Below are 26,115 nucleotides of genomic sequence, written 5' to 3' on the forward strand. Positions count from 1 at the left end.
CCATACATCCCGGCAGGCCGCCATGCGATCTATCCAGGCTTTCGGACCAGCCCCAAGCCCCGGCCCCTGCTTAAAGATTGCGCAACCCCCCGGGTTTCTGAGAGAATTCACGGCTCGGCCAAGCCGGCCCGGCCTTACGGGCACGTCCGCGACGCGATGCGGTCCTCACGGCAGCCCCCGACAAGCAGCACCCTCCAGCATCGCGTGGCGCATGGCGCCGCTGGGCCGATGTCGCCCTGGCTAACGGGCGGTAAACGAATCTACGGAGGTCATCATGGCCCGTGTATGCCAAGTCACCGGAAAAGGCGTGCAGACTGGTAACAACGTCTCGCATGCCAACAACAAGACCCGTCGCCGCTGGTTGCCGAACCTGCATGAGCGTCGCTTCTGGGTCGCCAGCGAGAACCGCTGGGTGAAACTGCGCGTCTCCAACCAGGCGCTGCGCACCATCGACAAGAAGGGCATCGAGGCCGTGATCGCCGACCTGCGTGCCCGCGGCGAGAAGATCTGAGGGAGCCTGAGCCATGTCCAAGAGCAAAAGCGACAAGATCCGCCTGATCTCCTCGGCCGGTACCGGCCACTTCTACACGACGCAGAAGAACAAGAAGAACACGCCGGAAAAGTTCGAATTCAAGAAGTACGATCCGGTCGTGCGCAAGCACGTGATCTACAAGGAAGGCAAGATCAAGTGACCCGCGTCTAGCGGGTCATCCTGGCGAAAGCCAGGATCTATGCCTTATGAAAACCCCGCCCTTGTGGCGGGTTTTTTTTCGCTTTGCGCAGTCACCTTTTGTCTGAATTCTGGCCGTGAAGCTGGCTTGAGGTCAGGCCCGGCGAGTAGCCTCGGCAAGCCATAGGGAATCAAGAAAGTCTTGCCATGGGTGTCTGGACAGGTCTGAGCTGACCGCTTGTTGCGGCTTTAGGACATGCCCTAAACTTGACTTGTGCAATAACCTGCACAAGTCAAGAAGGGCATCAGAACATCGGCAAGACAGGAGAACCCCATGCGAGTCGTCAGTTTTTCCGACGCCCGTAACAATCTCAAAGAGGTGCTGGATACCGTGGCAAGCGATTGCTCAATCACCATCATCCATCGCCGCGATCACGAAGACGCCGTAGTCATGTCCCTGGCGGACTACAACTCGATGGCGGACACCGTGCACCTGCTCAGCAGCAAGGCCAACCGCGATCACCTCGCCAAGTCCATCGCTCAGTTCAAGGCGGGCAAGACCAAGAAGCGCACGCTGATCGAGGAGTAGGAAAAGGAGCGCGCTTGATGGCACGAAGTATCAAGTTCACGGATGAAGCCTGGAAGGACTACCAGGACTGGGCCGAAGACAAGAAAACCCTGAAGAAGATTCATGCCCTCATCAAAGAGGCGCAAAGGATTCCGAACGACGGCCTGGGCGATCCTCACGAGTTGAGCGGCGATCTGGCCGGCTTCTGGTCCCGATCCATCAACAAGAAGGATCGCCTTGTCTATGCCTTCGATGATGAGTGCATCTGCATCATCGGCTGCAAGTTCCACTACGGCGATCACTGAAATCGGAGCGCGAGATACGCGCTCTTTCAAGCATGGCGACACGATGCCGGCGCGGACGAAACGTCCGCGCCGATGCCGACTTCAGGGTGCGGCCTTGCCCTGCTCCTTCGCCGCCGCAGCGGGCGCGGCGTTCTTCACGTATTTGTCGAACCACGTCAGCATCTCGTACACCTGCTGCTCGTTCGACTCCATCGCGGTGTACCAGTGCGGCTCGTGCGGCAGCATCACCAGCCGGGTGGTGCCGCCCAGGCCGCGGATCGCCTGGAACAGCTTGGGCGACTGGATCGGCTCGGTGCCGGGGTTGGCATCGTCCATGCCGTGCATCAGCAACAGCGGCGCCTTGATCTTGTCCGCGTTGAAGAAGGCCGAGGCCTGCTCGTACACCTTCGGCGCCTGCCATAGCGAGCGGCGCTCGTTCTGGAAGCCGAATGGAGTGAGGTCCTTGTTGTAGCCGCCGCTGGTGGCGACGCCGGCGCGGAACAGCCCGGTATGCGCCAGCAGGTTGGCGGTCATCAGCGCGCCGTGGCTGTGGCCGGTGACGCCGATCCGCTCGCGGTCGACCACACCCAGCTCCACCGCCTTGTCCACCGCCGCCTGCGCGTCCATCACCAGCTGCTCGACATAGGTGTCGTAGGCGGTACGCGGATCGCCGACGATCGGAAACGAAGCATTGTCGATGATGGCGTAGCCCGACAGCAGCAACAGGCGATAGCCGCGCAGGATGTCGAACTTCTGCTGCGATCCGCTCACCTGCCCGGCCTTGCTCGGGTCGGCGAAGTCCTGCGGATAGGCGTACAGCACGGCCGGCAGGCGCGTGCCTTCCTTGTAGCCCGGCGGCGTGTACAGGGTGAACGACAGCTCCACGCCGTCCTTGCGCTTGTAGGTGACCAGCCGCTTGGCGATGCCGCGCACCTGCGGCGTGGGGTCGGCGATATGGGTGATCGCGTCGCTGCTGGAAGCGAACACCGCTTCGCCCGGCTTGGCGTCGCTCACCGGCGCGCCCAGCGCATGCAGAAACAGGTTCGGCGGCTCCGCCGGCGACTGCCGCGCGGTGATGAAGCGCTCGCCGCCCGGCAGCACTGCCTGCGCGCTTTCGTAGTGGTCCGCGCCGTCGCCGCGGAACAGGCGCTCGGTGCGTCCGCTCGACAAGGCGTAGCGATCGAGGAAAGGACGGTCGCCCTGCGGCGTGCCGCCGGTGCCGGCCAGATAGACGTAGTCGCCTTCCTGCCGCACCACGCGCGCGCCGTTCGGCAGCTGCTGCATCAGCAGCGAGCCGGGCTGCTTGTAGTTCTCGTCCATCGAGTAGTCCCACACCGTGCGCGCGGGCTTCGATGGATGCGCGACGTCGATGCGTGCGATATGGATCCAGCGCTTGTTGGCGTCGTACTCGTAGACGAAGGGCTCCTCGCCCTGCGCCAGCCAGCGCATGCCGCTGTAGCGCTGGGTGGTGCGCGCTACTTCCTGCGGCTTGCCGTTGAACGGCGCGCTCCACAGCATCACCTTGTCGCGCTGCGGGACATTGACCTTCCAGTCACCCTGGTCCAGCGCCTCCGGCCACACCAGGGTAGCCGGCGCATTGGCGCGCCAGTCGAAATCGCGCGGCCCCACCGGCACGCCGCGCACCGGCACGCGGTCGGCCACCGGCAGCGAGGCAATCGCGGCGGACTGGCCGGTGCTCACGTCCAGCACGCTGACGTCGCGCGCGAACCGCTCATAGGTGGTGACGTACGAGTACGGCTTCTTCAGCGTTTCCACCAGCACGTGCTCGCCATCCGGCGCGCCGGAAACACCGGCAAGCACGCCCGGCTTGCCCACCGCCTTGACGCTGCCGCTGGCCGCGTCGATCACTGCAAGCTGCGCGGTGCCGTAATACTCGAACAGCGCTTCGTCTTCGGGACTGCCCAGCGTGTCGCGGGCTTCGTAGGTGCTGCTCTCGCCCTTGCCGCCGATCGACTCCTTGATCTCCGGCCCGGCGGTCTCGCTCACCTTCGGCGCCGCGCCGAGATTCGCCGGCACCTGCTTCACCAGCAGCGAATCGCTGCCGTGCAGCCATTGCACGTCGTCTTCCATCACCGGGTTGAGCCACACGCCTTCCACGCGGCGCACCTGACCGGTGAGCGCATCGCCCAGCCACAGTTCGGTGCGCTCTTTGGTGGTGTTGGCGAAAGCGAAGCGACGGCCGTCGGGCGACCACTGCGGCACGCTCGGGCAGGCGCCGGCCGGCAGCGTCACCGGCAGTTGCTTGTGGCTGGCCACGTCTTCCACGGTGAAGCTCTTCAGGCAGGTGCGGATGCCATAGCCGCTCGACGCATCGTGCCGCGCATGATTGGCCGGCTCGATACGCAGGCCTGCAAGCTTGAGATATGGCTCGGCCACGCGCGTGATCGGCGGGTACTGCGATTGCTCGACCAGCAGCATGCGCGTGCGGGTGGGATCGAGCAGCGGGATCGCCGGCAGCGGCGCATGCATCACGCCGAGCAGCGGCTCCGGCGGCTTGTCGTAGCCGGCCAGCACGGCGGCGGGCAGGCCGGCGAGCAAGGCAACGGCGAGGGAAAGTCCCTTGTGGGCGGCGGACGGCATCGTGCGGTCTCCTGCAGGGGCGCCCGGGTGGCGGGCGCGACCGTAGGAAGTTACACCGCGGGCGGTGGGGGCATCGCCGTGTCGTTAGTCATGTAGGGGGGGTGGCTTCGCCCGGAGAGAGCGTAGGTTGGGGTGAGCCGCAGGCGAACCCCAACATCGATATTCCAATGCGCCTCACTTTGTTGGGGTTCGCCTGCGGCTCACCCCAACCTACACATCTGCACGCTCAACCGCCGGGCGAGAGCTCGAACTCGATCCAGGCCGGATGGTCCTGCGTCTGTCCTTCGACTGCCTTGACGGTAAGCGTGGCAGCACCGACCTGCAGGCGATCGCCCACTTTCACCGCCTGCTGCTTGATCTGCTGCGCCGGCACGCTGTCGCGCGGAAAAGCCGCGGTGAGCCACTCCAGCGTGGCGCTCTGCGGTGCGTGCTTGTCGGGCGTCCACGCCAGCACGCGCACATCGTAGGCGGCCTTCACTTCGGGCCCGCCGATCCGCAGCCGCCCTTCTTCGCTGACGAACACCGTATGGGGCGAACCCGCACGCGCCGCTTCGGTGTCGATCACCACATGGCCCTGGCGATCGCTTTCGCTGGGCGTGGCCAGCTTGCTCACGCGATGCAAACCATCCGCCAGCGGCAGCAGCATCTTCTCGCCCACCACCAGGGTGCTTTCGACATGCATCGGCGCGTCACGCATTTCGATCAGCGTGGCGCGCGCGCCGGGCAAGCCGCCCTGGAACGGCGGCGGCGTGGCGACGATGGACGACACGCCCACGCGGGAGCGGCCGACCACGCCGGCGCGGCCGCGCAGGATCTCGATTTCGGTGGGAGCGGCGTCGGCCGGAGCGGCCTGGTGCTGATCGCTGGAGCTGGACATGGATTTCCCTGCCTGCGTCGACCATGCGGAAGTGCCGGCCGAAAGTAGCAGCAGCGCCGCAAACGCGACAAGGCGCCCCGCGCTGGGGCGCCTCGACTCGGCTGGGCGTGCGTGAATGATCGTCATCGGTCGAGCTTGCCACGCGGGTAGTCGATGGCGGATGACCGCCATCACAGCGTGGCGCGCGGCTCAGGCGTTGCCGATCTCCACTTCCGCGATCGAACCGTCGTTCACCTGGTCGAGCGGGATGTTCTGCGGATGGTCGAAGCCCCAGGGATTGCGCAGCTCCAGGTACTTCTTGCCGTCCGGTCCGGTGCATACGCCGGTCACCGTGTACGCGTGGCCGCCCACCAGACCGTGCGGGTTCTTGCCGGCCTCCATGCCGCCCTGGTCGCCGTCGGATTCGGGCGTGGAGATGGTCACCAGCTTGCCATCCTTCAGCGCCTGCTCGATCTTGCCGGCGCCGTCCTTGGGCGAGTAGTAGTCGGCGCTCTTGCCGGTCAGCGCGGCCATCGCGGCGGTGGGATTGCCGCCGTGGCCGATCTCGTCGTAGCCGCCGCGCAGCTTGGCGTAGGCCGCTTCCAGCACCTCCGGCCATTTGGCGGTGCCGTCGCTGGAGCTGGTGGCGTTCGTCGGCAGGTCCTTGTCGCTGACCGTGATCTTCACGTCGTGATAGTCGTCGCCGAACAGGCCCCACAGATTGCCGGCGCCGTTGTCCTTCTGGTGCGGGAAGGTCACGGTGAAGGTGCCATTGCCGTTGTCGTGGATCATGTTCTTGATCTGATCCGGATGCTGCTGCGCCAGCGCGGCCAGGGTCGAGTCGAAATAGCAGTCGCCGTAGCCTTCCTGCTTCACGTCGTTCGGGTTGGGCTGGCTGTTGTTGGAGAAGTCCGGCTGGCCGCTGGCGTTGTTGTACAGCGAGCGGTTCGGCGCGCTGGTGTCGGGGCCGATCTTCGGATCCAGCACCGGGTTGTGTTCGGCCAGGCCCAGGTAGCGCTGGATATCGACACCGGCGAACGCGACGTTGACGCTGGACATGATGGCTTGCTCCGAACCGTGGCTTACCCTGTTGCATCGAATGAAACCCGATGCACTCACGCAGGGCCTAGCTAGGTCGATCCCTACCTAGGGCCAGCCCCAGGTCATGCTGTAATGCCCGCTTTGGACAGTGGAGCGCCCGGGGATGGCCTTGCGTGTGGTGGTGATCGGTGCGACCGGCGTGTTCGGTTCGCGCGTGGCGCGGCGCCTGGCGCACGATGCGCGCTTCGAACTGGTGCTGGCGGGCCGCCGGCGCGATGCGCTCGAAGCCATGCGTGCGTCCTTCGACGATCCGTCAGTGCGCATCGCTACGCTCGACACGGACGATGCGGGTTTCGCCGGCGCGCTCGCCGCGCTGCAGCCGCAGCTGGTAATTCATACCGCCGGACCGTTCCAGGGCCAGGACTACCGCGTGGCGGAAGCCTGCCTCGATGCAGGCAGCGACTATGTCGATCTCGCCGACGGCCGCGGTTTCGTCACCGGCATCGAGCGCTTGAACGAACGCGCGCAGGCGGCGGGACGCCTGCTGGTCACCGGCGCCTCCAGCGTGCCGGCGCTGAGCGCGGCGGCTGTGGATGCGCTGCTGCCGCGTTTCGCCAGGCTGGACTCGATCGAGCACACCATCAATCCGGGCAACCGGACGCCGCGCGGCGATGCCACGGTCGCCTCGATCCTCGGCTATTGCGGCCGTCCGATCCGGGTATGGCGCGACGGGCGCTGGCAGGTGGTGCATGGCTGGATGGACAGCAAGCAGCAGGCGTTTCCGTTCGGCCGGCGCCGCGTGGGCGCCTGCGAGATCCCGGATCTGGATCTGTTCCCCGCGCGCTATCCGCAGGTGCGCACCGTGATGTTCCACGCCGGCCTCGAACTGCCGCTGCTACAAGGCGGCACCTGGTGCGCGGCGCTGCTGGTGCGGCTGGGGCTGATCCGCAAGCTGGCCGCATATGCGCCCACGCTGCGTCGCTTCAGCGAGCTGTTTCTGCGCTTCGGTTCCGAAGTCGGCGGCATGACGGTGGAGTTGAGCGGCACCGGCACGGATGGTCATCCATTGAAGCTGCGCTGGTGGCTGACGGCGGATGCCGGCGATGGCCCGCAGGTGCCGGTGACCCCCGCGGTGGTGCTGGCGCGCTGCATGGCCGACGGGCTGATCGCTGCGCAAGGCGCCATGCCGTGCATGGGCCTGATCACGCTGGAGCAGATCGAAGCGGGCTTCGACGGGTACGCGTTGCGTACCGGTGTCGAGCCGTTCGAGTGAATCAGTCCTGCGCCGCTTCGATCTCCAGCCAGCCACGATAGGCGATCAACAAACCCACGCCCGGCAAGCGCGTCTCGATCTGGAACACATAGCGCCCCTGCTCGGCCAGGCTGCGCGAGAACACGCTGCCGAAGCAGGCGCGCGGCAGCGGCAGCCCCAGCAGCTTGCCCTGGCGCAGCCGCCAATCGATGGCGTCGCCTTCGCGGCGCAGTTCGAAGTAGAGCCACACCGGGCCCAGCCGCTCGCGCAGCAAAGAGCCGGCGGCGTGTTCCAGCGTGGAGCGCATGCGCCCGGCGGCGAAGTGGCGGGTCCACACTTCACGGGTGCCGTGGCGTTCGATGGTCACCGTCAGTGCCTGGCCCGCACCGGGTTCGGGCAAGCCGAGCAGGCGCCGCAGCAGGCGCGCGAATGGATGCGTCGCGCCTTCGACCTGGGCTTCGCCGCTGGCGCGCAGCGAAGCGCGCCCGCCATGCATTCGCCGCACGGGCTCGGCCAGCAGCGACCAGTCGGTGCGGCCGAGCAGCGAAGGAAACAGGACGTCGGAGGTCATGCCGCGATCATCGGCGGCGCCAGCGCGGCGGGCAAGCGCATGACGCTGGGGCCGCAAAGCGGCGATCATGGCGGCCTTCCAGGCTCGGTGACGGATCGGCATGGCTTTGCATTTCATCTACGCATTCGCGGCCTGCCTGCTGCTGCCCTGGCTGATCGGCTATCCGCTCGCCGCCCTGGCGGGATGCGGGCGTGGTCTGCGCGGCGCCGGCTATGGCATGGCGTGCGGCCTGGCGCTGCTGCTGATCGCCTGTCGCGGCTTGCAGATGGCGTGGCCGGTGGCGGCGTTCGCCTGGTGGCTGCTGGCCGGCCTGGGTCTGGCAGTGCTGCTGCTGTGGAGCATGCGCGGTGTCCGCGGCGACGCGATGGCGCTGCTGCGCGAGCACGGCGGGCGCCTGGCTGCGCTGCTGGTGCTGGCGCTGCTGGTTGGCGTGCTGCTGGATGCGCCGACCCTGTTCGGCAACGCGATCGAGTTCGAAGGCAACCGCAATGCGGACAGCTTCACCTTCGTCTCCACCGCGCAGTACATGCTGGCGCATGCCTACAACGGCGCGTACGACTTCACCCCGGAACATCCCGTCTACACCATCACGCGCAGCTACCTCGGCCAGTACGCGACCCAGCCGCGGCCGGCGGCGGAGGGCCTGCTCGCGTGGTTGAGCGCCTTGCGCGGGGTGGACCCGATGTATCTCTACAACGCCGTGCAGGCAGCCGGCGCAGTGCTGGCCGGGTGGACGGTATGGGTGTTCGCGCCGATGGATTGGCGACCGCGTTCGCGCTGGGTGTGGATGGTCTCGACGCTCACCGTCATGGCCTGCCCGACCTTGCTGTTCGTCGCGGTCAATTCGAATTTCGCCAACCTGCTGGGCCTGCCTGCGCTCACCGCGTACGTTGCCCTCGCACTGATGCCGCGCGGGTGGATGCGCGGCATCGTGGGTGCATTGCTGCTTGGCGCATTGATGTCCGGCTATCCGGAGATGATGGTGTTCGCGGCGATGGCGCGTGGGCTGGGCGTGGTGTTCCAGGGCGTGGCCCGGCGCGACCTTCGCGGCATGCTGCTCGAAGCGGCGCTGATGGCCGCCGAGTTGGCCCTCGCCTGCGCCGCCTTCCCATGGGCTGCGCATGGCAGCTACATCGTCTATCGCACCACCTTCAGCTTGAGCGCCGGCCATGCCGCGCTGGTGGGCAACATGTATGCGGGCGCGCCGCTGGCCGCCGCGGCCGCCGCGGCTCTCGCGCTGGCCTGGCGCGGGTTGGCGCGCGACGCTGCATGCGCCGGCATGCGTTCCTTCCTGTGCGGCATCCTCGCGGCGTTCGCCCTGGCGCAGTTGCTGATGTGCTGGCGCGGCTTCGACTACGGCGGCCTGAAGATCTCCGAGTACTTCGCACCGCTGCTGCTGGGCGTGCTGCTGGCGTGCCTGCCGGTCCTGCTGGCGGCGCTAGACGGCGAACGTTCGATGCTGGCGCGTGCGGGAACCGCGCTGGCCTTGGCGATCGTGCTGGTGATGGCGGGCAAGTCGGCGAGTTTGCTGCGCAAGTCCTGGGCCTGGGCGAAGGAGCGCTGCGTCACCGCCGATCTGGTGCACGCCGGCGAAGTCCTGCCCGCGCTCGCCGCCGGCCATCCGGTGGCGCTGGGCGAGACGCCGCAGCCGTATTACTACGGCATGTGGTTCGCCTATCTGGCCAAGGCGGCGCCGGCGTACGACTTCGCGCAGGACACGGACGCCGCCGGCTACCTGTCGGCGTATCTCGCGCCGTTGCCACGCAGTGCGCAGATGTTCGGCGAGGCGCGGCTGCGCGTGGATATCGATGAGCCGGGCCAGCAGGCCGGCCGAGGCAAGCCCGATGTCGCCACCTTCGGCGCGGTGCACGTGCGCGCGAAATGAGCATAAAAAAAGCCCGCCATGAGGCGGGCTTTTCGTCGAACCGGGACAGCGCGCTTACGCTGCGCCGCTGACCGCGTAGCTCTTCAGGCGCTGCGCGAAGTCCTGCAGCACGCGGATACCGCTCTGTTCGGCCTCCGCGATCCACTGCTGCAGGCCCTTGAGGCTCTGCTCGGCGCCGCGCTGTTCCATCAGTTCGGCCAGGCGGGTGCGGAAGTCGCACACCACGCGCAGGGTCGGGCGCTTGGCCAGGGCGGCCTGCAGGCGCTCGCGGCCTTCGTTGTCCAGCCAGCGGCCACCGTCGGCCAGCGAGCGGCGCATGCGGCGCGGCATCGCCTTGAGGCTTTCGCCGGCGTGCTGGGCTTCGTCGCGCAGGGTCGGGACGATCACGCCGCGGTAGTAGTCGGTCATCGCCTGGAAGCGATGGGTGAGCACGGCCTTCAGCGTCTCGGCGTCGGGCAGGTGCACGTTCGGGCGGACGTCCAGCGTCGGCGCCACGCGCATCACCTTGGCCAGGCCCACCGCACGCAGGGTGCAGATCGCCGCCCAGCCGATATCGAACTCCCACTTGCGCAGGGCGAACTTGGCCGAGCTCGGGAACGCGTGGTGGTTGTTGTGCAGCTCTTCGCCGCCGATCCACACGCCCCACGGCGCCAGGTTGGTGGCGGTGTCGGCGCTCTCGAAGTTGCGGTAGCCCCACCAGTGGCCGATGCCGTTGACGAAGCCGGCGGCCCAGAACGGAATCCAGATCATCTGCAGCGCCCAGATCGCCGCGCCGATGACGCCGAACAGCGCCAGGTCGATCAGCAGCATCAGGGTCGGACCCCAGTACGGGTGGCCGCCGAACAGCTTGCGCTCGATCCAGTCGTCCGGGGTGCCGCGGCCGTACTTCTCCAGGTCTTCCTTGATGTAGCTGGCGTCGCGGTACAGCGACACGCCATCCCAGAACACCTTCTTGATGCCGTAGATCTGCGGGCTATGCGGATCCTCTTCGGTCTCGACCTTGGCGTGGTGCTTGCGGTGCACCGCCACCCACTCACGCACCACCATGCCGGTGGTCAGCCAGTTCCAGAAACGGAAGAAGTTGGCCAGCACGGGGTGGAAGTCCACGCCGCGATGCGTCTGGCTGCGATGCAGGTAGAGCGTCACCGTGAAGATGGTGAGCTGCGTCACTACCAGCACGTAGACCAGCATGGACACCCAGCCGGCCCCGGTAAGGCCGTTGGACAGGAAGTTCAGCACTGCATCGAGCATGGGAAACACTCAGTAGGGTGAAAAGTCAGTCTAATCGAGGGTTTCCGTACCCACCAGCATGGGAAAGCATGCCTGCGTAGCTATGCCGCAGAACGTGTTTTAACGCGCAAGAACGCCCCCGCCGTCTGTTCAAACGGTGGGGGCGCCCCGACAATCATGCAATGACTCTGCCACAACCCCTGTTAAAGCTTGATCAGGTTCGGCGCCTTCGCGCCGGGCGCCCGGCCGTGGAGCGTCTCAGCCTGACGCTGGACAGGGGGCAGATCCTGGGCCTGCTGGGCGTCAACGGGGCCGGCAAGTCGACCACGCTGGCCATGATCGCCGGGGCGCTGAAGCCCCACGAAGGCCGCATCGAACTGGATGGCCAGGACTTCGCCGAGCACCCCGAACTGGCCCGCGAGCGGATCGGCTGGCTGCCCGAACGTGCCCCGCATTGGCCGGAACTGACCGTTTTGGAACACCTGCAGGCCCATGGCCGCCTGCGTGGCTTGCGCGGCAGCGGACTGAAGCAGGCCTGCGAGTCCAGCATCGAGCGCCTGGAACTGGCCGCGCTGCTGCGCCGCCTCGCCGGTGTGCTGTCGCAGGGACAGCGCCAGCGGCTGGGTCTGGCCTGCGCGCTGCTGCACAAACCGAAGCTGCTGGTGCTGGACGAGCCGGCCAATGCGCTCGACCCGGTACAGGTGTCGGCGCTGCGCAAGGTGATCCGCGAGGAAGCCGCCGCCGGTGCCGCGGTGATCCTGTCCACCCACCTGCTGGCCGAAACCACGGCCGTATGCGACCGCGTGGCGATCCTGCACGAAGGCCAGCTGCGTCACGACGCCGCGCTCGATGGCGGGCATGGCGCGCTGGAGCAGACCTTTTTTGACATCGCGATGAGCGGAAAGGGCGTGACCGCATGAGTTCGACCTTGTCCGTGGCCCGCCTGGAGCTGCGCCGCCTGCTGGTTCGTCCCCTGGCCTGGGTGCTGGCCGCGCTCACCCTGGCCCAGCTCGCCTGGCGCTTCATGCTGCTGCTGGGCAGCTTCCTCGACAACCAGGTGAAGCTGGCCGGCCTGCCCGGCGGCCCCGGCTATACCGACCTCGTCGGCATCCCGCTGCTGGGCAGCACGCTGACCATGGGCGTGCTGCCGTTCGGCCTGACCGAGCTGGCCCTGCTGGTGGTGCCGCTGCTGACCATGTCGACCCTGGCCGGCGACCGCGCCAACGGCACCTTGCCGCTGCTGGCAGCGAGCGGCACCTCGCCCGCCGCCATCGTGCTGGGCAAGTACCTGGCGGTGCTGCTGTGGCTGCTGGGCTGGCTGGTGCTGACGGTGGCGATGCCGCTGAGCCTGGCCCACGGCACCCAGCTGGACTGGGGCAAGTTCGCCGCCGCGGTACTTGGCCTGGCGCTGACCCTGGCCGCGCTGGGCGCGATCGGCGTGGCCTGCTCGGCCTTCGCCTCACTGCCCGCGGTGGCCGCCACCGCCAGCCTCACCCTGGGCCTGGCGCTGTTCACCGCCAACCTGGCCGCGCAGAAGGCCGGCATCGGCAACGGCTTCTGGAACTGGCTGTCGCTGAGCACGCATCTGGAAGCCTTGCTGCGTGGCCTGGTATCGAGCGCCGACCTGATCTGGTTCGTGCTGGTGAGCGTGCTCGCGCTGACCCTGGCCGTGCGCCGGGTCGGTGCCGACAAGGAGCGTGGCTGATGCGCGGCCTGGGACGTCTGCACGGATGGCTGTTCACGCTGGCGCTGTTCGCCGCGGCGGGCGCGATCGGCTATCTCACTTATCGCCACGACCACGTCGCCGACTGGAGCCACGACAGCCGCTCCAGCCTGTCGCAGGAGAGCCGCGCGGTGCTCGACGCGCTCAACGGCCCGGTCGAGATCGTCAGCTACGCCAATCCGCAGGGCGACCTGCGGCAGACGGTGAGCGGCTTCGTCGAACGCTATCGCCGCTTCAAGCACGACCTCAGCGTGCGCTTCGTCGACCCGCAGCAGGACCCGGCGAAGATGCGCGAGCTCGGCATCACCGTCGACGGTGCGCTGATCCTGCATTACGGCAAGCGCGAGGAACGCCTGGACGAGCTGTCCGAGCGCAGCCTCACCAATGCGCTGGAACGCCTGGCGCGCGGCGGCGAACGCATCGTGGCCTTCGTCACCGGCGACGGCGAACGCCGCGCGGACGGCAAGGCGAACGCCGACCTCGGCATGTTCATGACCCAGCTCGAAAGCCGCGGCATGCGCGCGGTGCCGCTGAATTTCGCGCAGGTCACCGCGGTGCCGCAGCACACCGACCTGGTGGTACTGGCCGGCCCCACGCTGGCCCTGCCGCAGGGCGCGGTGAAGGCGCTGACCGACTACGTCGCCGCGGGCGGCAACCTGCTGTGGCTGACCGAGCCTGCCAACGACGATCTCGGCCTGCAGCCGCTGGCCGATGCGCTGGGCGTGCACGTGCTGTCCGGCGTGTTGGTGGACGGCCAGGGCACCGCGCTGGGCCTGCAGGATCCCCGCCTGATCACCGTGGGCAGCTACCCCGTGCACGCCATCACGCGCGGCCTCACGCTGACCACGCTGTTCCCGCAGGTTTCCGCGCTGGCGGTGGCCCGGCGCAGCGATTGGGAAGTGCAGCCCTTCCTGCGCTCCGGGCCGCAGAGCTGGACCGAATTCCAGCCGATCGACAATGCCGGCAGCTCCAGCATCCATTACGACGCGGACGCCGGCGAGCTGAAAGGCCCGCTCGATTTCGGCCTCACCTTCGCGCGCCTCTCGCCCAGCCCCGACAAGAGCGAACAGCGCGTGGCGATGATCGGCGACGGCGATTTCCTCTCCAACACCTTCCTCGGCAACGGCGGCAACCGCGCGCTGGGCGAGCGCGTGTTCGACTGGGTGCTGGGCGACGACACGCTGGTCAACCTGCCGCCGCGCGGCGCGCCGGATCGCGCGATGCAGCTCAGCCAGGGCGAGCTCAACGCGGTCACCTTCGGCTTCCTGCTGGCACTGCCGCTGGGCCTGCTCGTCCTCGGCGGCTGGATCGCGTGGCGGCGACGCCGCGCATGAAGCGCGGCACCGTGCTGTTCGTGGTGATCGCCGCCGCGCTGCTGCTTGGCGCCGGCTGGCAATGGCGTCACGACCAGCAGCAGGCGCTGGGCACGCTGCTCGATCTGGATCCGACGGCCGTGCAGCGCATCGACCTGGCCTGGCATGGCGGCGTCACCGAGCACTACGCCAGGCGCGACGGTCACTGGCAGGCCGTCGACGGCACCACCCTGCCCGTCGACGAAGGCCGCCTGGCCGATCTCGCCGCCACCGCGGCCGCGCCGGTGCAGAGCTGGCGGCCGCTGGCGGAGTTCGATCCGGCCAGGATCGGTCTTGCACCATCGCCGGTGGTGCTGACGCTGGACGGGCAGGCGCTCAGCTTCGGCGAAGTCGCCGTGACCGGTCCGCTGCGCTATGTGCGCGCCGGCGATCGCGTGGCCCTGGTCTCGGTGCGCTTCACCCCGCGCCCGGCCAAGGCCAACACCACCAAGGCGCCCTGAGCCACCCACCGTCTGCGTATGATGCCGGGCACCTTGCATGCCCCGGCGACCTCCCCATATCCGAGGCATTCCCGTCATCCTCCCTGGGAGCATCCGCATGAATCGTTCGGTCGAGCAACCCGTCATCGGCGTCGTCGGCATGGCCGTGATGGGCCGCAATCTCGCGCTCAATATCGAAAGCCGCGGCCACACCGTGGCCATCTACAACCGCAGCCGCGAGAAGACTGACGAAGTCGTCGCCGAACATCCCGACAAGCGCCTGGTGCCCACGTACGCCGTGCAGGAGTTCGTCGACGCGCTGCAGAAGCCGCGCCGCATCCTGCTGATGGTGAAGGCGGGCGAGCCCACCGACGCCACCATCGCGGAACTGAAGCCGCTGCTGGACAAGGGCGACGTGCTGATCGACGGCGGCAATACCTTCTTCCAGGACACCATCCGCCGCGAGCGCGAATTGAACGAGGCCGGCCTGCATTTCATCGGCACCGGCGTGTCCGGCGGCGAGGAAGGCGCGCTGCATGGCCCGTCGATCATGCCGGGCGGTCCGCGCGACGCCTACGACCTGGTCGCGCCGGTGCTGACCGAGATCGCCGCACGCGCGCCGGATGGCGAGCCCTGCGTGGCCTATATGGGCCCTAACGGCGCCGGCCATTACGTGAAGATGGTGCACAACGGCATCGAGTACGGCGATATGCAGCTGATCTCGGAGAGCTACGCCGTGCTCAAGCAGGTGCTCGGCCTCTCCAACGAAGAGCTGGGCAAGGTCTATACCGACTGGAACCAGGGCGAGCTGGACAGTTATCTGATCGCGATCACCGCCGACATCTTCGGCAAGAAGGATCCGGAAACCGGCAAGGCGATGGTCGACATCATCCTCGACCGCGCCGCGCAGAAGGGCACCGGCAAGTGGACCAGCCAGAGCGCGCTGGATCTGGCGGTGCCGCTGCCGCTGATCACCGAGTCGGTATTCGCGCGCCTGCTGTCGGCGCTGAAGGACGAACGCGTTGCGGCGAGCAAGGTGCTGGCGGGCCCTGCGCCGAAGCCCTTTGCCGGCGACCGCGCGGCCTTTATCGAATCCGTGCGCCGTGCGCTGTACCTGAGCAAGATCGTCTCCTACGCGCAGGGCTTCGCGCAGCTGCGCGCGGCATCCGATGAGTACCAGTGGAAACTGCCCTACGGCACCATCGCGAAGATCTTCCGCGCCGGCTGCATCATCCGCGCGCGCTTCCTGCAGAAGATCACCGACGCCTATGCGCACGATGCGGCGCTGGCCAACCTGCTGCTCGACCCGTATTTCCGCGATATCGCCGCGCAATACCAGCAGGCGCTGCGCGACGTGGTCGCCGCCGCGGTGCAGGCCGGCGTGCCGGTGCCGGGTTTTGCGTCCGCGATCGCCTACTACGACAGCTACCGCGCCGAGCGTTTGCCGGCGAACCTGGTGCAGGCGCAGCGCGATTACTTCGGTGCGCATACCTTCGAACGCATCGACCGTCCCGGCAGCTTCCACGCCGACTGGACCTGAGCGCGCTGCGTCGTGCCTGAGCTGCCCGAAGTCGAAACCACCCGGCGCGGCATCGCCCCGCATCTGATCGGCCGGCGCATCGCCTCGGTGGTGCTGCGCCGGCCGGATCTGCGCTGGCCGATTCCGCCCGAGATCCGCGAGTTGTTGCCCGGGCAGCGCATCGAGGATGTCGAACGCCGCGCGAAATACCTGCTGCTGCACACCGAAGTCGGCAGCGCGCTGCTGCACCTGGGCATGACCGGCGTGCTGCGCGTGCTGCCGCCGGATGCGCCAGTGGGCAAGCACGATCATGTCGATCTTGCGCTGGAGGCGACGCAGACCGCCGGCGCCCGCGTGCTGCGCTTTACTGACGCGCGGCGCTTCGGCTGCCTGTTATGGCAAGCACCCGGGACGACGCACGAATTGCTGGAAAACCTCGGCCCGGAACCGTTGACCGACGCGTTCGACGGCGACCTGCTGTGGCATCTATCGCGCAAGCGCACCGCGGCGGTGAAGCTGTTCCTGATGGACAACGCGGTGGTGGTGGGCGTGGGCAATATCTATGCGAGCGAGGCGCTGTTCGCGGCCGGCATCGATCCGCGCCGCGCGGCGGGTTCGGTATCGCGTGCGCGCTATGCGCGCCTGGCTGGCGAAGTGAAGCGCATCCTGGCGTGGGCGATCGAGCGCGGCGGCACCACGCTGCGCGACTTCATCAACCCGGATGGCATGCCCGGCTATTTCGTGCGCGAGCTGCAGGTGTATGGCCGCGAAGGCGAGCCGTGCCGGGTGTGCGGCACGGCGATTCGCCAGGTGGTGCTGGGGCAGCGTTCGACGTTCTGGTGCCCGTCCTGCCAGAAATAAACTCCGGCCCGCAACGTCCGGCGTAGGTTGGGGTGAGCGCAGCGAACCCCAACGTGGCGACCTTCAAACGCAGCGCATCGTTGGGGTTCGCTGCGCTCACCCCAACCTACTTCGGCGGCGAGGCTCAATGCGGCCAGTGGAACTCGACGTAGGTGTTGTAGAACGGCGCTTCCACCGCGCTGCCGCCCAGCTTCGCGATGAAGCCGCGCATGCCATCTGCTTCCAGCGCCTGCCCGTCGACAAAGCCGGCGCCCAGCGCCTGCATCTCCGACAGCCGCTCGCACATCAGGCCGGCGCGATCGGTATCGCCGGCAGGCACGTGGCGCAGGCTGATATCCGGACGGCCGAACTTGCGCATGCCGCGGCTGCGGATCCAGTAACCGTCGCCATCCTCTTCGTCGTCGCGCAGGATCAGCAAATGATTGCGGATCGGCGCGCCATCGCGCACCAGGTAGTGGCCGCGCCAGGCATCCACACCGAACAGCGTGACGATCTGCGGATCGAGCACGGCCACGCCACCGATATCGAGCAGGCCGGCGACCACGCCCAGCGTGTCGCGCAGGTAACCGACGTCGCCCTGGTCCGGCAGCGTGCCGCGCAGGATCATCACCTGCGGCGCATCCACCGCGACGCGGTACGCATCCGGCGCCTCTTCCTTGAACAACCGGCCCAGCTCGCCCTTGAGCGGATAACCCTCCCACGAGCGCAGTACCGAGTGATGGTGATTGGTCACTTCGATCCCGCGCGGCAGGCCATCACTGCCATAGGGCGCGGACGGCACGCGCACGTTCTGGAAATTCCCGAACACGTAGTAGTGCAGGTAGATCTCCTCGCCGCCGGGATGCCAGTGGGGACGCTGCCAGGCGGGGATGCGGATCGGTGCGGTCATGGGGGAATTCCTTATAGTGAGCGGCGGTGCCGCGCCCTGGGTCAGTGCTCGCCCAGGGGCAATACGGGTTGCTGCAATTCGATGCGGCCGTGGCCTTCGGTGATCTTCTTGAACTCGGCGCGGCTGACCGAGACATAGCGGTCGTTGCCGCCTATCTCAACCTGCGGGCCTTCGGTGACGGCGCGGCCGCGTTCATCCACGCGCACCACCATGGTGGCCTTGCGGCCGGTATGGCAGATGGTCTTGATCTCTTCCAGGTTATCGGCCCAGGCCAGGAGGTAACGGCTGCCTTCGAACAGCTCGCCGCGGAAATCGGTGCGCAGGCCGAACGCGAGCACCGGGATATTGAGCTTGTCCACCACGTCGCTGGCCTGCCACACCTGCGCCTTGGTCAGGAACTGCGCCTCGTCGATGAATACGCAGTGCAGCGGCCCGCGCGCGGCGATGTCGGCCTCCACCAGCGCCAGCAGGTTTTCGTCGGTGCCGAAGCGCCGCGCGTTGGCCTTCAGCCCGATGCGCGAGGCCACCACGCCTTCGCCATAGCGGTTGTCCAGCGCCGGCGTGAGGATGACCGTGCGCATGCCGCGCTCGTGGTAGTTGTACGCGCTCTGCAGCAGCGTCGTGGTCTTGCCGGCGTTCATTGCCGAATAGTAGAAGTAGAGCTTGGCCATGATCGCGCCGGGACGATAGAAGGTCCGCATGGTAACGCGTGCCAACTCGGGGTTGGCGTAAGCCAGCAAAAAGCGCCGCAAGCGGCGCTTTTCACGCTCCAGCCACAACTGCCCTGCTGCTGGCCTACTGCTGCTTGGCCGTCTGCGCCGCCTTGCCGCGGTTCAGCGAAAGGCCCTTGAGCACGTTCAGTGCCTGCGACAGCGCGTAGTCCTTGGTGGCCAGCTCGGCGTTCTCGGCGCTGCCGTCGTTGTCGATCGCCTTGCGGTCCTTGCCGCCGTCCTCGTTCGCGAGGTGGTTGCGCAGGTCCGCTTCCGAACCGATCAGGCTGGCGGCGCTGTCGGCCTTGTTCACGGCCAGGTCGGCCAGCGCGATGTCCGGCTTGATGCCTTCGGCCTGGATCGAGGTGCCGCTGGGCGTGTAGTAGCGCGCCGTGGTGATCTTCACCGCGTGCTCGGCATCCAGCGGCAGCACGGTCTGCACCACGCCCTTGCCGAAGGTGCGCCGGCCGATGATCAGCGCGCGATGGTTGTCCTTCAGCGCGCCGGAGACGATTTCTGCCGCCGAGGCCGTGCCGTTGTCCACCAGCACCACCATCGGCGCGCCGTTGAGCAGGTCGCCCGGATGCGCGGTGAAGCTGAGGTTGGCGTCCTGCAGGCGGCCGCGCGTGGTGACGATGGTGCCGCTGTCGAGGAAGGCGTCGCTCACGCCCACGGCCGCGGTAAGCAGGCCGCCGGGATTGGAGCGCAGGTCCAGCACCACGCCGCGCTGCTGGCCGTTCTTCTTGACCAGCTCGCCGAGCTTCTTTTCCAGGTCCGCGGTGGTGTCGTCCTGGAACTGGCTGAGCCGCACATAGGCATAGCCGGGCTCCAGTTCGCGCACCTTCACGCTGGTGACCGAGATGCGCTCGCGCACCAGGCTCATGTCCACCGGCTTGTCGCCCTTCTCGTGCAGCACGCTCAGCACGATCTTGCTGCCCGGGTCGCCGCGCAGCTTCTTGAACATGTCGTCGATGTTTTCCGAATCCACCGGCGTGCCGTCGATCTTGACGATGGTGTCGCCGGGCTTGATGCCGGCGCGCGAGGCGGGCGTGTCGTCGATCGGCGCGACGATGCGCAACGTGCCGTCCACCTGCAGCACCTCGATGCCGAGGCCGCCGTACTGGCCGGTGGTGTCTTCGCTCAGTTCGGCCAGGCCGTCCTTGTCCAGGTATTCGCTGTGCGGGTCCAGGCCGGTGAGCATGCCGCTGATCGCAGCCTTCATCAGGGTCTTGTTGTCGACCTTTTCCACATAGGCCTGCCGCACCATCTCGTAGACGCGGCTGAAGTTGCGGATGTCGTCCATGTCGACCACGTCCGGCGCGGCGGTGGACGCGGCCTTGGCCGGCTCGGCCGCCGGCTTGGCGCCCTTCGCGGGCAGGGCCTGCAGCGGCAGCATGGGCGCCGCCAGCAGCAGCGCGACGAGGGTCAGGGAGGAAAACCGCATGAACTTGCTCCGGGAAAGCTTGGGGACGCACCGCGGGCTGGGACGGCGACAGGCCGGTTGGACCGCGGGGGGACGCCTGAATTCAACGCAGGCTAGCCTGCTGCGGCGTACGCGCCACGTCAACGCTGGCGCGCCAGCCAGCTGCGCGGGTCGACCGGTTTGTTGTTCTGGCGCAACTCGAAATACACGCCGGTGTTGACACCGGTGGGCGCCGCCGCGGTGCCGACCGCCTGGCCGACGTCGATCTCGTCGCCGACGCCGTGCAGCAGGGTCTCGTTGTTGCCGTACATGCTGAGCCAGCCGCCGCCGTGGTTGAGGATCAGCAGCATGCCGTAGCCGCGCAGGAAGGCCGCATAGACCACCCGGCCGCGCGCCACCGCGCGCACTTCGCTGCCGCCGCCGGCCTTGATCAGTACGCCGTTGCCATAGGTATTGACCACGCCGTTGGCCGGCCACGGCAGGTTGCCGCGGATATTGGCGCTGCCCTTGCCCGGCGCCACGCTGGGCCCGGCCGGATTGGCCTTGGCCGCCTTGGCTGCCTCGCGCGCGGCTTCGTCGATAGCCTTCTGCAGCTTGTCGACCAGGCTGTTGAGCGATTGCGCGTTCTGCTTGAGCTGCGCCAGGCGCTCGCCCTGGTCCTTGTACTGGGCGTCGGTCCGGGCCGCCAGCCGGGCCTGTTCGGCGCGCTGCTGCTCCAGCGCCTTGGCCTGTTCCTGGCGCTGCGTCCTGGTCGCCTGCAGCGCCTGCTGTTCGGTGGCGATGCGCGCTTCCAGGTCCTGCAGCTGGGCCAGGTCGCCCATCAGCTTCTGCACTTTCTGGACGCGGTCTTCCTGGAAGTACTTCGAATAGGCCAGCGCCCGTGCCACCCGCGCGATGTCGTCGTCGCCCAGCAGCAGGCGCAGGTCCGAACCGCGGCCCAGGGTGTAGGTGGCGCGCAGCAGATCGGCAATCGCGGCGCGCTGGCCGTCGAGGTTCTTCTGCAGGGCGGTGCGCTCCTGCTGCAGTTTCTCCAGTTCGCGCTGCTTGGAGCTCAGCTCCGCGTCGGTCTGGCGCACCGCCTTGGCGGCGCCGGCCACGGCGTTGGCGCGCTTGGCCAGTTCGGCGTTGGCGGAGTCGCGCTTGCTCGCGGTATCGGCCTGCTCCCTGGCCAGCTCCTCCATCTTGCTGCGCACGTCGGCCAGCTTCTTCTGCGCCTCGGCCTGTTCGGCCTTGGTCTTTTCCTGCGCGAACGCGGGGACCGCCGCCAGCGCGGCGAACAGCAGGGCGACGGCGCCGATCAGACGGACGGAGCAGCGAGGATTGGGCATCGCGCGATTATGCGGTGGCCGGCTGAACGTGGCGAGAGGCCGACGCCGGCCACTGCTCCCGCACCGCACATCCCCTACCATCGCGAGCTTCCCCCGGGTTCGGAGCAGCAATGCGCGGCAGCGGCAAGTCGATCGCCACCGGTGCATTGCTGCTGTGCCTGGCGTGCACGGCGCAGGCCACCGACACCACCGAGCTGCCGCCGGTACGGGTCAATGCCACCCGATTGGATATTCCGCCGCTGGACCTGCCGGCCTCGCTGAGCGTGGCGACGGTGGCGCCGGGCGACAGCGGCAAGCCGGGCGTCAATCTTTCCGAGGCGCTGGTCGGCGTCCCCGGCGTGCTCGCCCGCGACCGCCAGAACTACGCGCAGGACGAACAGATCTCGCTGCGCGGCTACGGCGCGCGCTCCACCTTCGGCGTGCGCGGCGTGCGGCTGTATGCGGACGGCATTCCGGCGACGATGCCGGACGGCCAGGGCCAGGTTTCGCACTTCAGCCTGGATGCGGCCGAGCGGGTGGAGGTGCTGCGCGGTCCGTTCTCGGCGCTGTACGGCAACGCCTCCGGTGGCGTGGTGCAACTGTGGAGCGCGGAGGGCAGCGATCCGCCGCTGACGCGGGTGGGCCTGTTCGGCGGCAGCAACGGCACGGCGCGGGTGGGGCTGTCCACGCGCGGCAAGGATGGCGGCTTCGATTACAACCTGGCGCTATCGCACTTCCAGAGCGCGGGTTACCGCGAGCACAGCCGCGCGCGGCGCGAATCGGGCAATGCGCGGCTGGGCTTCGATCTGGGCACCCGTGGCCAGCTCACCGTGCTGCTCAATACGGTGGCGCTGCCGCAGGCGCGCGATCCGCTCGGGCTGACCCGCGCGCAGGCCATGGCCGATCCGCGCCAGGCGATCGCCGCCGCCGACCAGTTCGACACGCGCAAGAGCGTGCACCAGGCCCAGGGCGGCGCGATCTACGAGCTGTCGCCGGATGCGCATACGCAATGGCGTTTGATGGCTTATTACGGCCAGCGCGGCGTGCAGCAGGTGCTGTCGGTGCCGGTGGCGGCACAGCGCAATCCGCTCAGCGCCGGCGGCGTGGTGGACCTGGACAGCAGCTATGGCGGCCTGGATGCGCGCTGGACCCGCCGCGCCGAACTGGCCGGCCGGCCGCTGGAAGCCGTGCTCGGCCTGGCCTACGACGACCAGCAGCAGCGTCGCCGCGGCTACGAGAATTTCGCCGGCAGCACGCTGGGCGTCAGCGGCCGGCTGCGCCGCGACGAGGACGACCGGGTATGGAATCTCGACCCCTACGCACAGCTTTACTGGCGCTTCACCGAGCAGTGGTCCCTGCTGGCCGGCGTGCGCCATAGCGAGGTGCGCTTCCGGGCGCGCGACCACTACATCGCGCCCGGCAATCCCGACGACAGCGGCAGCGTCAGCTACGGCGCGACCACGCCGGTGCTCGGCCTGCAGTACCGCCCCGGCGAGCGGCTGCGTTTCTACGCCAGCTACGGCGAAGGCTTCGAGACGCCGACCTTCGCCGAGCTGGGCTATCGGGCCGACGGCGGCGCCGGCCTCGCCTTCGACCTGCAGCCCGCGCGCAGCCGGCAAGGCGAGCTGGGCATGAAGTGGCAGGCGGCGGCGGACTGGCAACTGGAGGCCGCGCTGTTCCGCGCCGACACCCGCCATGAACTGGCGGTGGCCAGCAACAACGGCGGGCGTTCCAGCTATCGCAATATCGGACGCAGCCGGCGCCAGGGCGCCGAGCTTGCGCTGCGCGGCGAACTCGGCGACGACTGGCGGCTGGCGCTGGGTGCCACCCATCTGCAGGCGCGCTTCCGCGATGCCTTTCTCAGCGGCACGCCGACGGTGCGCATTCCCGCCGGCGCGCGCATGCCTGGTGTGCCGGACAACTACGGCTCGCTGCGCATCGAACGCGGCGGTGCGCTCGGCTGGCGCATGGGCGTGGAGTGGCAGGGCGTGGGCGCGGTGACCGTGGACGACCGCGGCAGCGAGCGCGCGCCGGGCTATGTGCTGACTGGCGTCGATCTCGGCTACGGCGTGGCGCTGGGCGCGGCGAAGCTGCATCTGAGCGCGCGCGTAGACAACCTGTTCGACCGCCGGGTGATCGGCTCGGTGATCGTCAACGAGAGTAACGGTCGCTATGACGAACCGTCACCGGGGCGCACGGCCATGCTGGGTGCGCAGCTGGAATTCTGATCGCGTAGGTTGGGGTGAGCCATCGGCGAACCCCAACATCGTCACCTGCAAACGCGCCGCACTGTTGGGGTTCGCCGATGGCTCACCCCAACCTACGCCAGCGCTTGCCGCAACGTGTTGGCGAACGGCTCGTCGGTAAGCAGGCGGAAACCGCCGAACTCGAACGCGGGCGCGACCGTGCAGGTCACCAGGGTGTACCCACCCAGCGGGCGCGACGCCTGCCAGGCATGCGCCGGCACCACGCACACCGGCGTCGCGCCCTGCGCCAGGGGCCCAAGCCGATAGCGCTCCAGCCGGCGCTCGGCGGGGTGATAGATCAGCAGTTCCAGCGGATCGCCTTCCACGTAATGCCAGGCTTCCTCGGCATCGATCGCATGCCAGGCGCCGACCTGGCCGGCGGCGATCAGGTAATGGATGGCGCTGAGCACCGGCCGCTCGCCATGCCGGGCGGCAGCGGTGTGGAAGCGGCGGTAGTGGCCGCCTTCGATATGCGGCTCCAGGCGCAGCTCGGCGATCAGTTCCGCCGCGCGCCCGGACCCGCTCACGGCGTCGCCGCGGCCGGCTTCACCAGCCAGCGCACGGCCAGCAGGCCGACCTCGTAGAGGAAGCACATCGGCACCGCCAGCATGATCATCGAGGTGATGTCCGGCGGCGTGATGAAGGCGGCGATGGTGAACGCGCCGACGACGGCGTAGCGGCGGCCGTCGCGCAGCTGCTGCAGGTTCACGATGCCGATCGCGGCCAGGATCACCACCGCCACCGGCACCTCGAAGCACAGGCCGAAGGCGAAGAACATCAGCATCACGAAATCGAGGTAATGGGTGATGTCGGTCATCATCTCCACCCCTTCCGGCGTCACCGCGGTAAGGAAGCGGAACGCCGCCGGCAGCACCAGGAAATAGGCGAACGCGCAGCCGGTGTAGAACAGCACCAGCGCCGCCGCCAGCAGCGGCCGCGCCAGGCGCTTTTCATGCTTGTACAGGCCGGGGCTGACGAAGGACCACAGCTGGTACAGGATCATCGGCATGCTGATGAACAGCGCCGCGTAGAAGGCCAGCTTCAACGGCGTGACGAACGGGCTCGCCACCTCGGTGGCGATCAGGTGCGCACCCTGCGGCAGGCGCGCCACCAGCGGCGCGGCCAGTTCCGCATACAGCCGGTTGGCGATCGGAATCAGCGCCAGCAGCACCAGCGCGAGGGTGACGATCGCGCGCATCAGCCGCGAGCGCAGCTCGATCAGGTGGGAGAACAGGCCTTCTTCGACTGCGTCAGGTTCTTGTTCTTGCTCAGGCGCCGCCATGCGGGGAGTCCTTCGGATCCTTGGGTGGCGTCTCGGAGCCGAGCGCCGGCTCCTCCTTCACGCTGGCGGTTTCGGTGGCAGCCGGCGCGATGGTGGCAGGCCCGACCGTCTCCGCGCCCGCGTCGCGCACCTTGCGCAAGGTGGCGTCCAGCTCGGACTGCGCCGCCTGGGCGTGGTCCGCCGCCTCGCGCGCCTGGCGCTTGATTTCTTCCAGTTGCAGCTCGCGCTCGACCTCGGCCCGCACGCTGTCCCAACCCAGGCGCACGCGGCGCAGCAGGGCGCCGGCGGTGCGCGCGGCGTGGGGCAGCTTTTCCGGGCCGAGCACGATCAGCGCGACGAGCGCCAGCAGCACCAGCTTGCCGAAGCTGATCTCGATCATGCCTGCAGAATCCGCCGAGGCTTACTTGGTTTCGTTGGGGTCGCGCTGCGACTGGTTCTGGCTGCCGGCAGCCGGCGGCGGATCGGCCTGCAGGCGCTCGTCCTTGGGCTTGCTGCCCTCTTCGCCGCCGTCCAGGCCCTTCTTGAAGTCGCGCACGGCGCCGCCGAGGTCCGAACCGATATTGCGCAGTTTCCGGGTGCCGAAGATCAGCACCACGACGACCAGCAGAATGAGGAGATGGGTCATGCTCATGGGGGATGGCCTCAATACGGAAGAAGACTGGAAAACGTTCGCACGCGGGTGCGCCGGTCTTTCCGAATCATCGCTGAGTGTACTCCTCCAGGCGGTCGCGGAAATCGACGACCTGGGACGGAACATTGCCGACGCCACCCTCGAAGATGCGGCGCGGGGTGATGCCCTTGCCGTAGATCGCCTCGTTGGCGTCGTAGTCGATGCGCAGAGCGGAGCCATCCAGGGCCACGCCGGCGAACAGGCCGCGCGAGCGCGAGTACGAATAGATCTCGGCCTTGAACTGCGCATCGGTGGAAGCGGTGGCGGTGCGGCCGACCGGACCGGCCGCCGCGGCGGCGTCCGCGCCCAGGGTGAACTTGCCGTTGACGATGGAATCCACGCCGCGCTGGGTGCGGAACACCAGGATCACGTCGGTGGACGAGACGCCGGCCTGGAAGCCGACGCTGCCGCCGGTGATCGAGATGAAGCTGGGGTTGGACCAGGTGCCGTCCGCACCCTTGACCGAGATCAGGCCCTCGCCGCGGCGGCCGCCGAAGATAAAGCCGGCCTTGACCATGTCCGGGATCACCGCGATCGCATGGGCTTCCTTCAGCAGGTCGACCGGGACCGATTTATCCGGCGCCTCCATGATTTCCTTCAGCACGCGCACTGCGTTCTCGGCGCGCACCAGCGGCGGGTCCTCGGCGTGGACGGCCATGGCGGGCAGCATGACCAGGGCGGCGAGCAGCAGACGGCGCAGCGATGCTTTGAACATGGGTGACTCCGGTTCCGGGG

Annotated in this window: 27 protein-coding genes; 13 read left to right on the forward strand and 14 right to left on the reverse strand. The window is 68.0% G+C overall.

Annotated features, from left to right (window positions below; translation table 11 throughout):
• The first annotated feature begins 274 nt into the window (after positions 1-274).
• From rpmB to AB4083_RS16245, 4 genes are all read left to right on the forward strand, one after another.
• Entirely contained in the window at positions 275-511 is a 237-nt protein-coding gene (rpmB, locus tag AB4083_RS16230; RefSeq protein ID WP_026635436.1) for a 50S ribosomal protein L28, read from the forward strand.
• A 13-nt stretch (positions 512-524) separates the two neighbouring features.
• Positions 525-692, forward strand: a complete 168-nt coding sequence (gene rpmG, locus AB4083_RS16235) for a 50S ribosomal protein L33 (RefSeq protein WP_126685625.1) — start codon at positions 525-527, stop codon at positions 690-692.
• 312 nt (positions 693-1,004) lie between these two features.
• Entirely contained in the window at positions 1,005-1,259 is a 255-nt protein-coding gene (locus tag AB4083_RS16240; protein WP_441609122.1) for a type II toxin-antitoxin system Phd/YefM family antitoxin, read from the forward strand.
• Positions 1,260-1,276: 17 nt separating this feature from the next.
• A complete protein-coding gene (locus tag AB4083_RS16245) occupies positions 1,277-1,543 on the forward strand; it encodes a Txe/YoeB family addiction module toxin (protein WP_441609123.1) in 267 nt (88 codons plus the stop codon).
• 81 nt (positions 1,544-1,624) lie between these two features.
• Here the strand turns inward: AB4083_RS16245 and AB4083_RS16250 are convergent, their stop codons facing one another.
• The 3 genes from AB4083_RS16250 to AB4083_RS16260 form a co-directional block, all read right to left on the reverse strand.
• Entirely contained in the window at positions 1,625-4,123 is a 2,499-nt protein-coding gene (locus AB4083_RS16250; protein WP_441609124.1) for a prolyl oligopeptidase family serine peptidase, read from the reverse strand.
• 226 nt (positions 4,124-4,349) lie between these two features.
• Positions 4,350-5,000 (reverse strand): hypothetical protein, encoded by a 651-nt coding sequence (locus AB4083_RS16255; protein ID WP_441609125.1) that lies wholly within the window; start codon positions 4,998-5,000, stop codon positions 4,350-4,352.
• 189 nt (positions 5,001-5,189) lie between these two features.
• Positions 5,190-6,038 (reverse strand): C2 family cysteine protease, encoded by an 849-nt coding sequence (locus tag AB4083_RS16260; protein WP_441609126.1) that lies wholly within the window; start codon positions 6,036-6,038, stop codon positions 5,190-5,192.
• Positions 6,039-6,183: 145 nt separating this feature from the next.
• Here AB4083_RS16260 and AB4083_RS16265 point away from each other — a divergent pair, with 145 nt between their 5' ends.
• Positions 6,184-7,293 carry a saccharopine dehydrogenase family protein gene (locus AB4083_RS16265; protein ID WP_441609127.1) on the forward strand — a complete coding sequence of 370 codons (1,110 nt, stop codon included), beginning with the start codon at positions 6,184-6,186 and terminating at the stop codon, positions 7,291-7,293.
• Position 7,294: 1 nt separating this feature from the next.
• Here the strand turns inward: AB4083_RS16265 and AB4083_RS16270 are convergent, their stop codons facing one another.
• Positions 7,295-7,843, reverse strand: a complete 549-nt coding sequence (locus AB4083_RS16270) for a DUF4166 domain-containing protein (protein WP_441609128.1) — start codon at positions 7,841-7,843, stop codon at positions 7,295-7,297.
• Positions 7,844-7,943: 100 nt separating this feature from the next.
• On the opposite strand from AB4083_RS16270, the gene AB4083_RS16275 reads away from it, so the two are divergent.
• Positions 7,944-9,728, forward strand: coding sequence for a hypothetical protein (locus AB4083_RS16275; RefSeq protein ID WP_441609129.1), 1,785 nt, complete (start codon positions 7,944-7,946; stop codon positions 9,726-9,728).
• Positions 9,729-9,782: 54 nt separating this feature from the next.
• Here the strand turns inward: AB4083_RS16275 and AB4083_RS16280 are convergent, their stop codons facing one another.
• A complete protein-coding gene (locus AB4083_RS16280; RefSeq protein ID WP_441609130.1) occupies positions 9,783-10,979 on the reverse strand; it encodes a DesA family fatty acid desaturase in 1,197 nt (398 codons plus the stop codon).
• Positions 10,980-11,140: 161 nt separating this feature from the next.
• Here AB4083_RS16280 and AB4083_RS16285 point away from each other — a divergent pair, with 161 nt between their 5' ends.
• The 6 genes from AB4083_RS16285 (at position 11,141) to mutM (ending at position 16,853) form a co-directional block, all read left to right on the forward strand.
• Positions 11,141-11,878, forward strand: a complete 738-nt coding sequence (locus AB4083_RS16285) for an ABC transporter ATP-binding protein (protein WP_441609131.1) — start codon at positions 11,141-11,143, stop codon at positions 11,876-11,878.
• Positions 11,875-12,663 (forward strand): ABC transporter permease, encoded by a 789-nt coding sequence (locus tag AB4083_RS16290; protein WP_441609132.1) that lies wholly within the window; start codon positions 11,875-11,877, stop codon positions 12,661-12,663. Before AB4083_RS16285 ends, AB4083_RS16290 begins: the two co-directional genes overlap by 4 nt.
• Entirely contained in the window at positions 12,663-14,015 is a 1,353-nt protein-coding gene (locus AB4083_RS16295) for a GldG family protein (RefSeq protein WP_441609133.1), read from the forward strand. The genes AB4083_RS16290 and AB4083_RS16295 overlap by 1 nt, the downstream gene beginning before the upstream one ends.
• Positions 14,012-14,494 (forward strand): hypothetical protein, encoded by a 483-nt coding sequence (locus AB4083_RS16300; RefSeq protein WP_441609134.1) that lies wholly within the window; start codon positions 14,012-14,014, stop codon positions 14,492-14,494. The genes AB4083_RS16295 and AB4083_RS16300 overlap by 4 nt, the downstream gene beginning before the upstream one ends.
• A 97-nt stretch (positions 14,495-14,591) precedes the next feature.
• Complete coding sequence (gene gndA / locus AB4083_RS16305) at positions 14,592-16,013, forward strand: NADP-dependent phosphogluconate dehydrogenase (RefSeq protein WP_441609135.1); 1,422 nt, start codon at positions 14,592-14,594, stop codon at positions 16,011-16,013.
• Positions 16,014-16,025: 12 nt separating this feature from the next.
• Positions 16,026-16,853, forward strand: coding sequence for a bifunctional DNA-formamidopyrimidine glycosylase/DNA-(apurinic or apyrimidinic site) lyase (mutM, locus tag AB4083_RS16310; RefSeq protein WP_441609136.1), 828 nt, complete (start codon positions 16,026-16,028; stop codon positions 16,851-16,853).
• A gap of 124 nt (positions 16,854-16,977) precedes the next feature.
• Here mutM and AB4083_RS16315 read toward each other — a convergent pair whose 3' ends face one another.
• The 4 genes from AB4083_RS16315 to AB4083_RS16330 all read right to left on the reverse strand — a co-directional run bounded on the left by AB4083_RS16315 (position 16,978) and on the right by AB4083_RS16330 (position 21,203).
• Complete coding sequence (locus AB4083_RS16315) at positions 16,978-17,742, reverse strand: hypothetical protein (protein ID WP_441609137.1); 765 nt, start codon at positions 17,740-17,742, stop codon at positions 16,978-16,980.
• A gap of 41 nt (positions 17,743-17,783) precedes the next feature.
• Positions 17,784-18,413, reverse strand: coding sequence for a thymidine kinase (locus tag AB4083_RS16320; RefSeq protein ID WP_441609230.1), 630 nt, complete (start codon positions 18,411-18,413; stop codon positions 17,784-17,786).
• 124 nt (positions 18,414-18,537) lie between these two features.
• Positions 18,538-19,896: a S41 family peptidase gene (locus AB4083_RS16325; RefSeq protein WP_441609138.1), complete on the reverse strand. Its 1,359-nt coding sequence runs from the start codon at positions 19,894-19,896 to the stop codon at positions 18,538-18,540.
• A gap of 119 nt (positions 19,897-20,015) precedes the next feature.
• Entirely contained in the window at positions 20,016-21,203 is a 1,188-nt protein-coding gene (locus AB4083_RS16330) for a murein hydrolase activator EnvC family protein (protein ID WP_441609139.1), read from the reverse strand.
• Between the two features lie 110 nt (positions 21,204-21,313).
• Here AB4083_RS16330 and AB4083_RS16335 point away from each other — a divergent pair, with 110 nt between their 5' ends.
• Positions 21,314-23,410 carry a TonB-dependent receptor domain-containing protein gene (locus AB4083_RS16335; RefSeq protein ID WP_441609140.1) on the forward strand — a complete coding sequence of 699 codons (2,097 nt, stop codon included), beginning with the start codon at positions 21,314-21,316 and terminating at the stop codon, positions 23,408-23,410.
• A gap of 92 nt (positions 23,411-23,502) precedes the next feature.
• Here the strand turns inward: AB4083_RS16335 and AB4083_RS16340 are convergent, their stop codons facing one another.
• The 5 genes from AB4083_RS16340 to AB4083_RS16360 all read right to left on the reverse strand — a co-directional run bounded on the left by AB4083_RS16340 (position 23,503) and on the right by AB4083_RS16360 (position 26,095).
• The gene (locus AB4083_RS16340; protein WP_441609141.1) at positions 23,503-23,955 is read right to left on the reverse strand and encodes a cupin domain-containing protein; all 453 of its coding nucleotides are present in this window, start codon (positions 23,953-23,955) and stop codon (positions 23,503-23,505) included.
• Positions 23,952-24,710 carry a twin-arginine translocase subunit TatC gene (gene tatC, locus AB4083_RS16345; protein ID WP_441609142.1) on the reverse strand — a complete coding sequence of 253 codons (759 nt, stop codon included), beginning with the start codon at positions 24,708-24,710 and terminating at the stop codon, positions 23,952-23,954. Before tatC ends, AB4083_RS16340 begins: the two co-directional genes overlap by 4 nt.
• Positions 24,697-25,089, reverse strand: a complete 393-nt coding sequence (gene tatB / locus AB4083_RS16350) for a Sec-independent protein translocase protein TatB (RefSeq protein ID WP_441609143.1) — start codon at positions 25,087-25,089, stop codon at positions 24,697-24,699. The genes tatC and tatB overlap by 14 nt, the downstream gene beginning before the upstream one ends.
• A 21-nt stretch (positions 25,090-25,110) precedes the next feature.
• The gene (gene tatA / locus AB4083_RS16355; RefSeq protein ID WP_441609144.1) at positions 25,111-25,341 is read right to left on the reverse strand and encodes a twin-arginine translocase TatA/TatE family subunit; all 231 of its coding nucleotides are present in this window, start codon (positions 25,339-25,341) and stop codon (positions 25,111-25,113) included.
• A 67-nt stretch (positions 25,342-25,408) separates the two neighbouring features.
• Complete coding sequence (locus AB4083_RS16360; RefSeq protein ID WP_441609145.1) at positions 25,409-26,095, reverse strand: lipid-binding SYLF domain-containing protein; 687 nt, start codon at positions 26,093-26,095, stop codon at positions 25,409-25,411.
• Positions 26,096-26,115 lie beyond the last annotated feature (20 nt).

This window comes from Dyella sp. 2RAB6 (genome assembly GCF_052115385.1).
Classification (GTDB): Bacteria; Pseudomonadota; Gammaproteobacteria; order Xanthomonadales; family Rhodanobacteraceae; genus Dyella_D.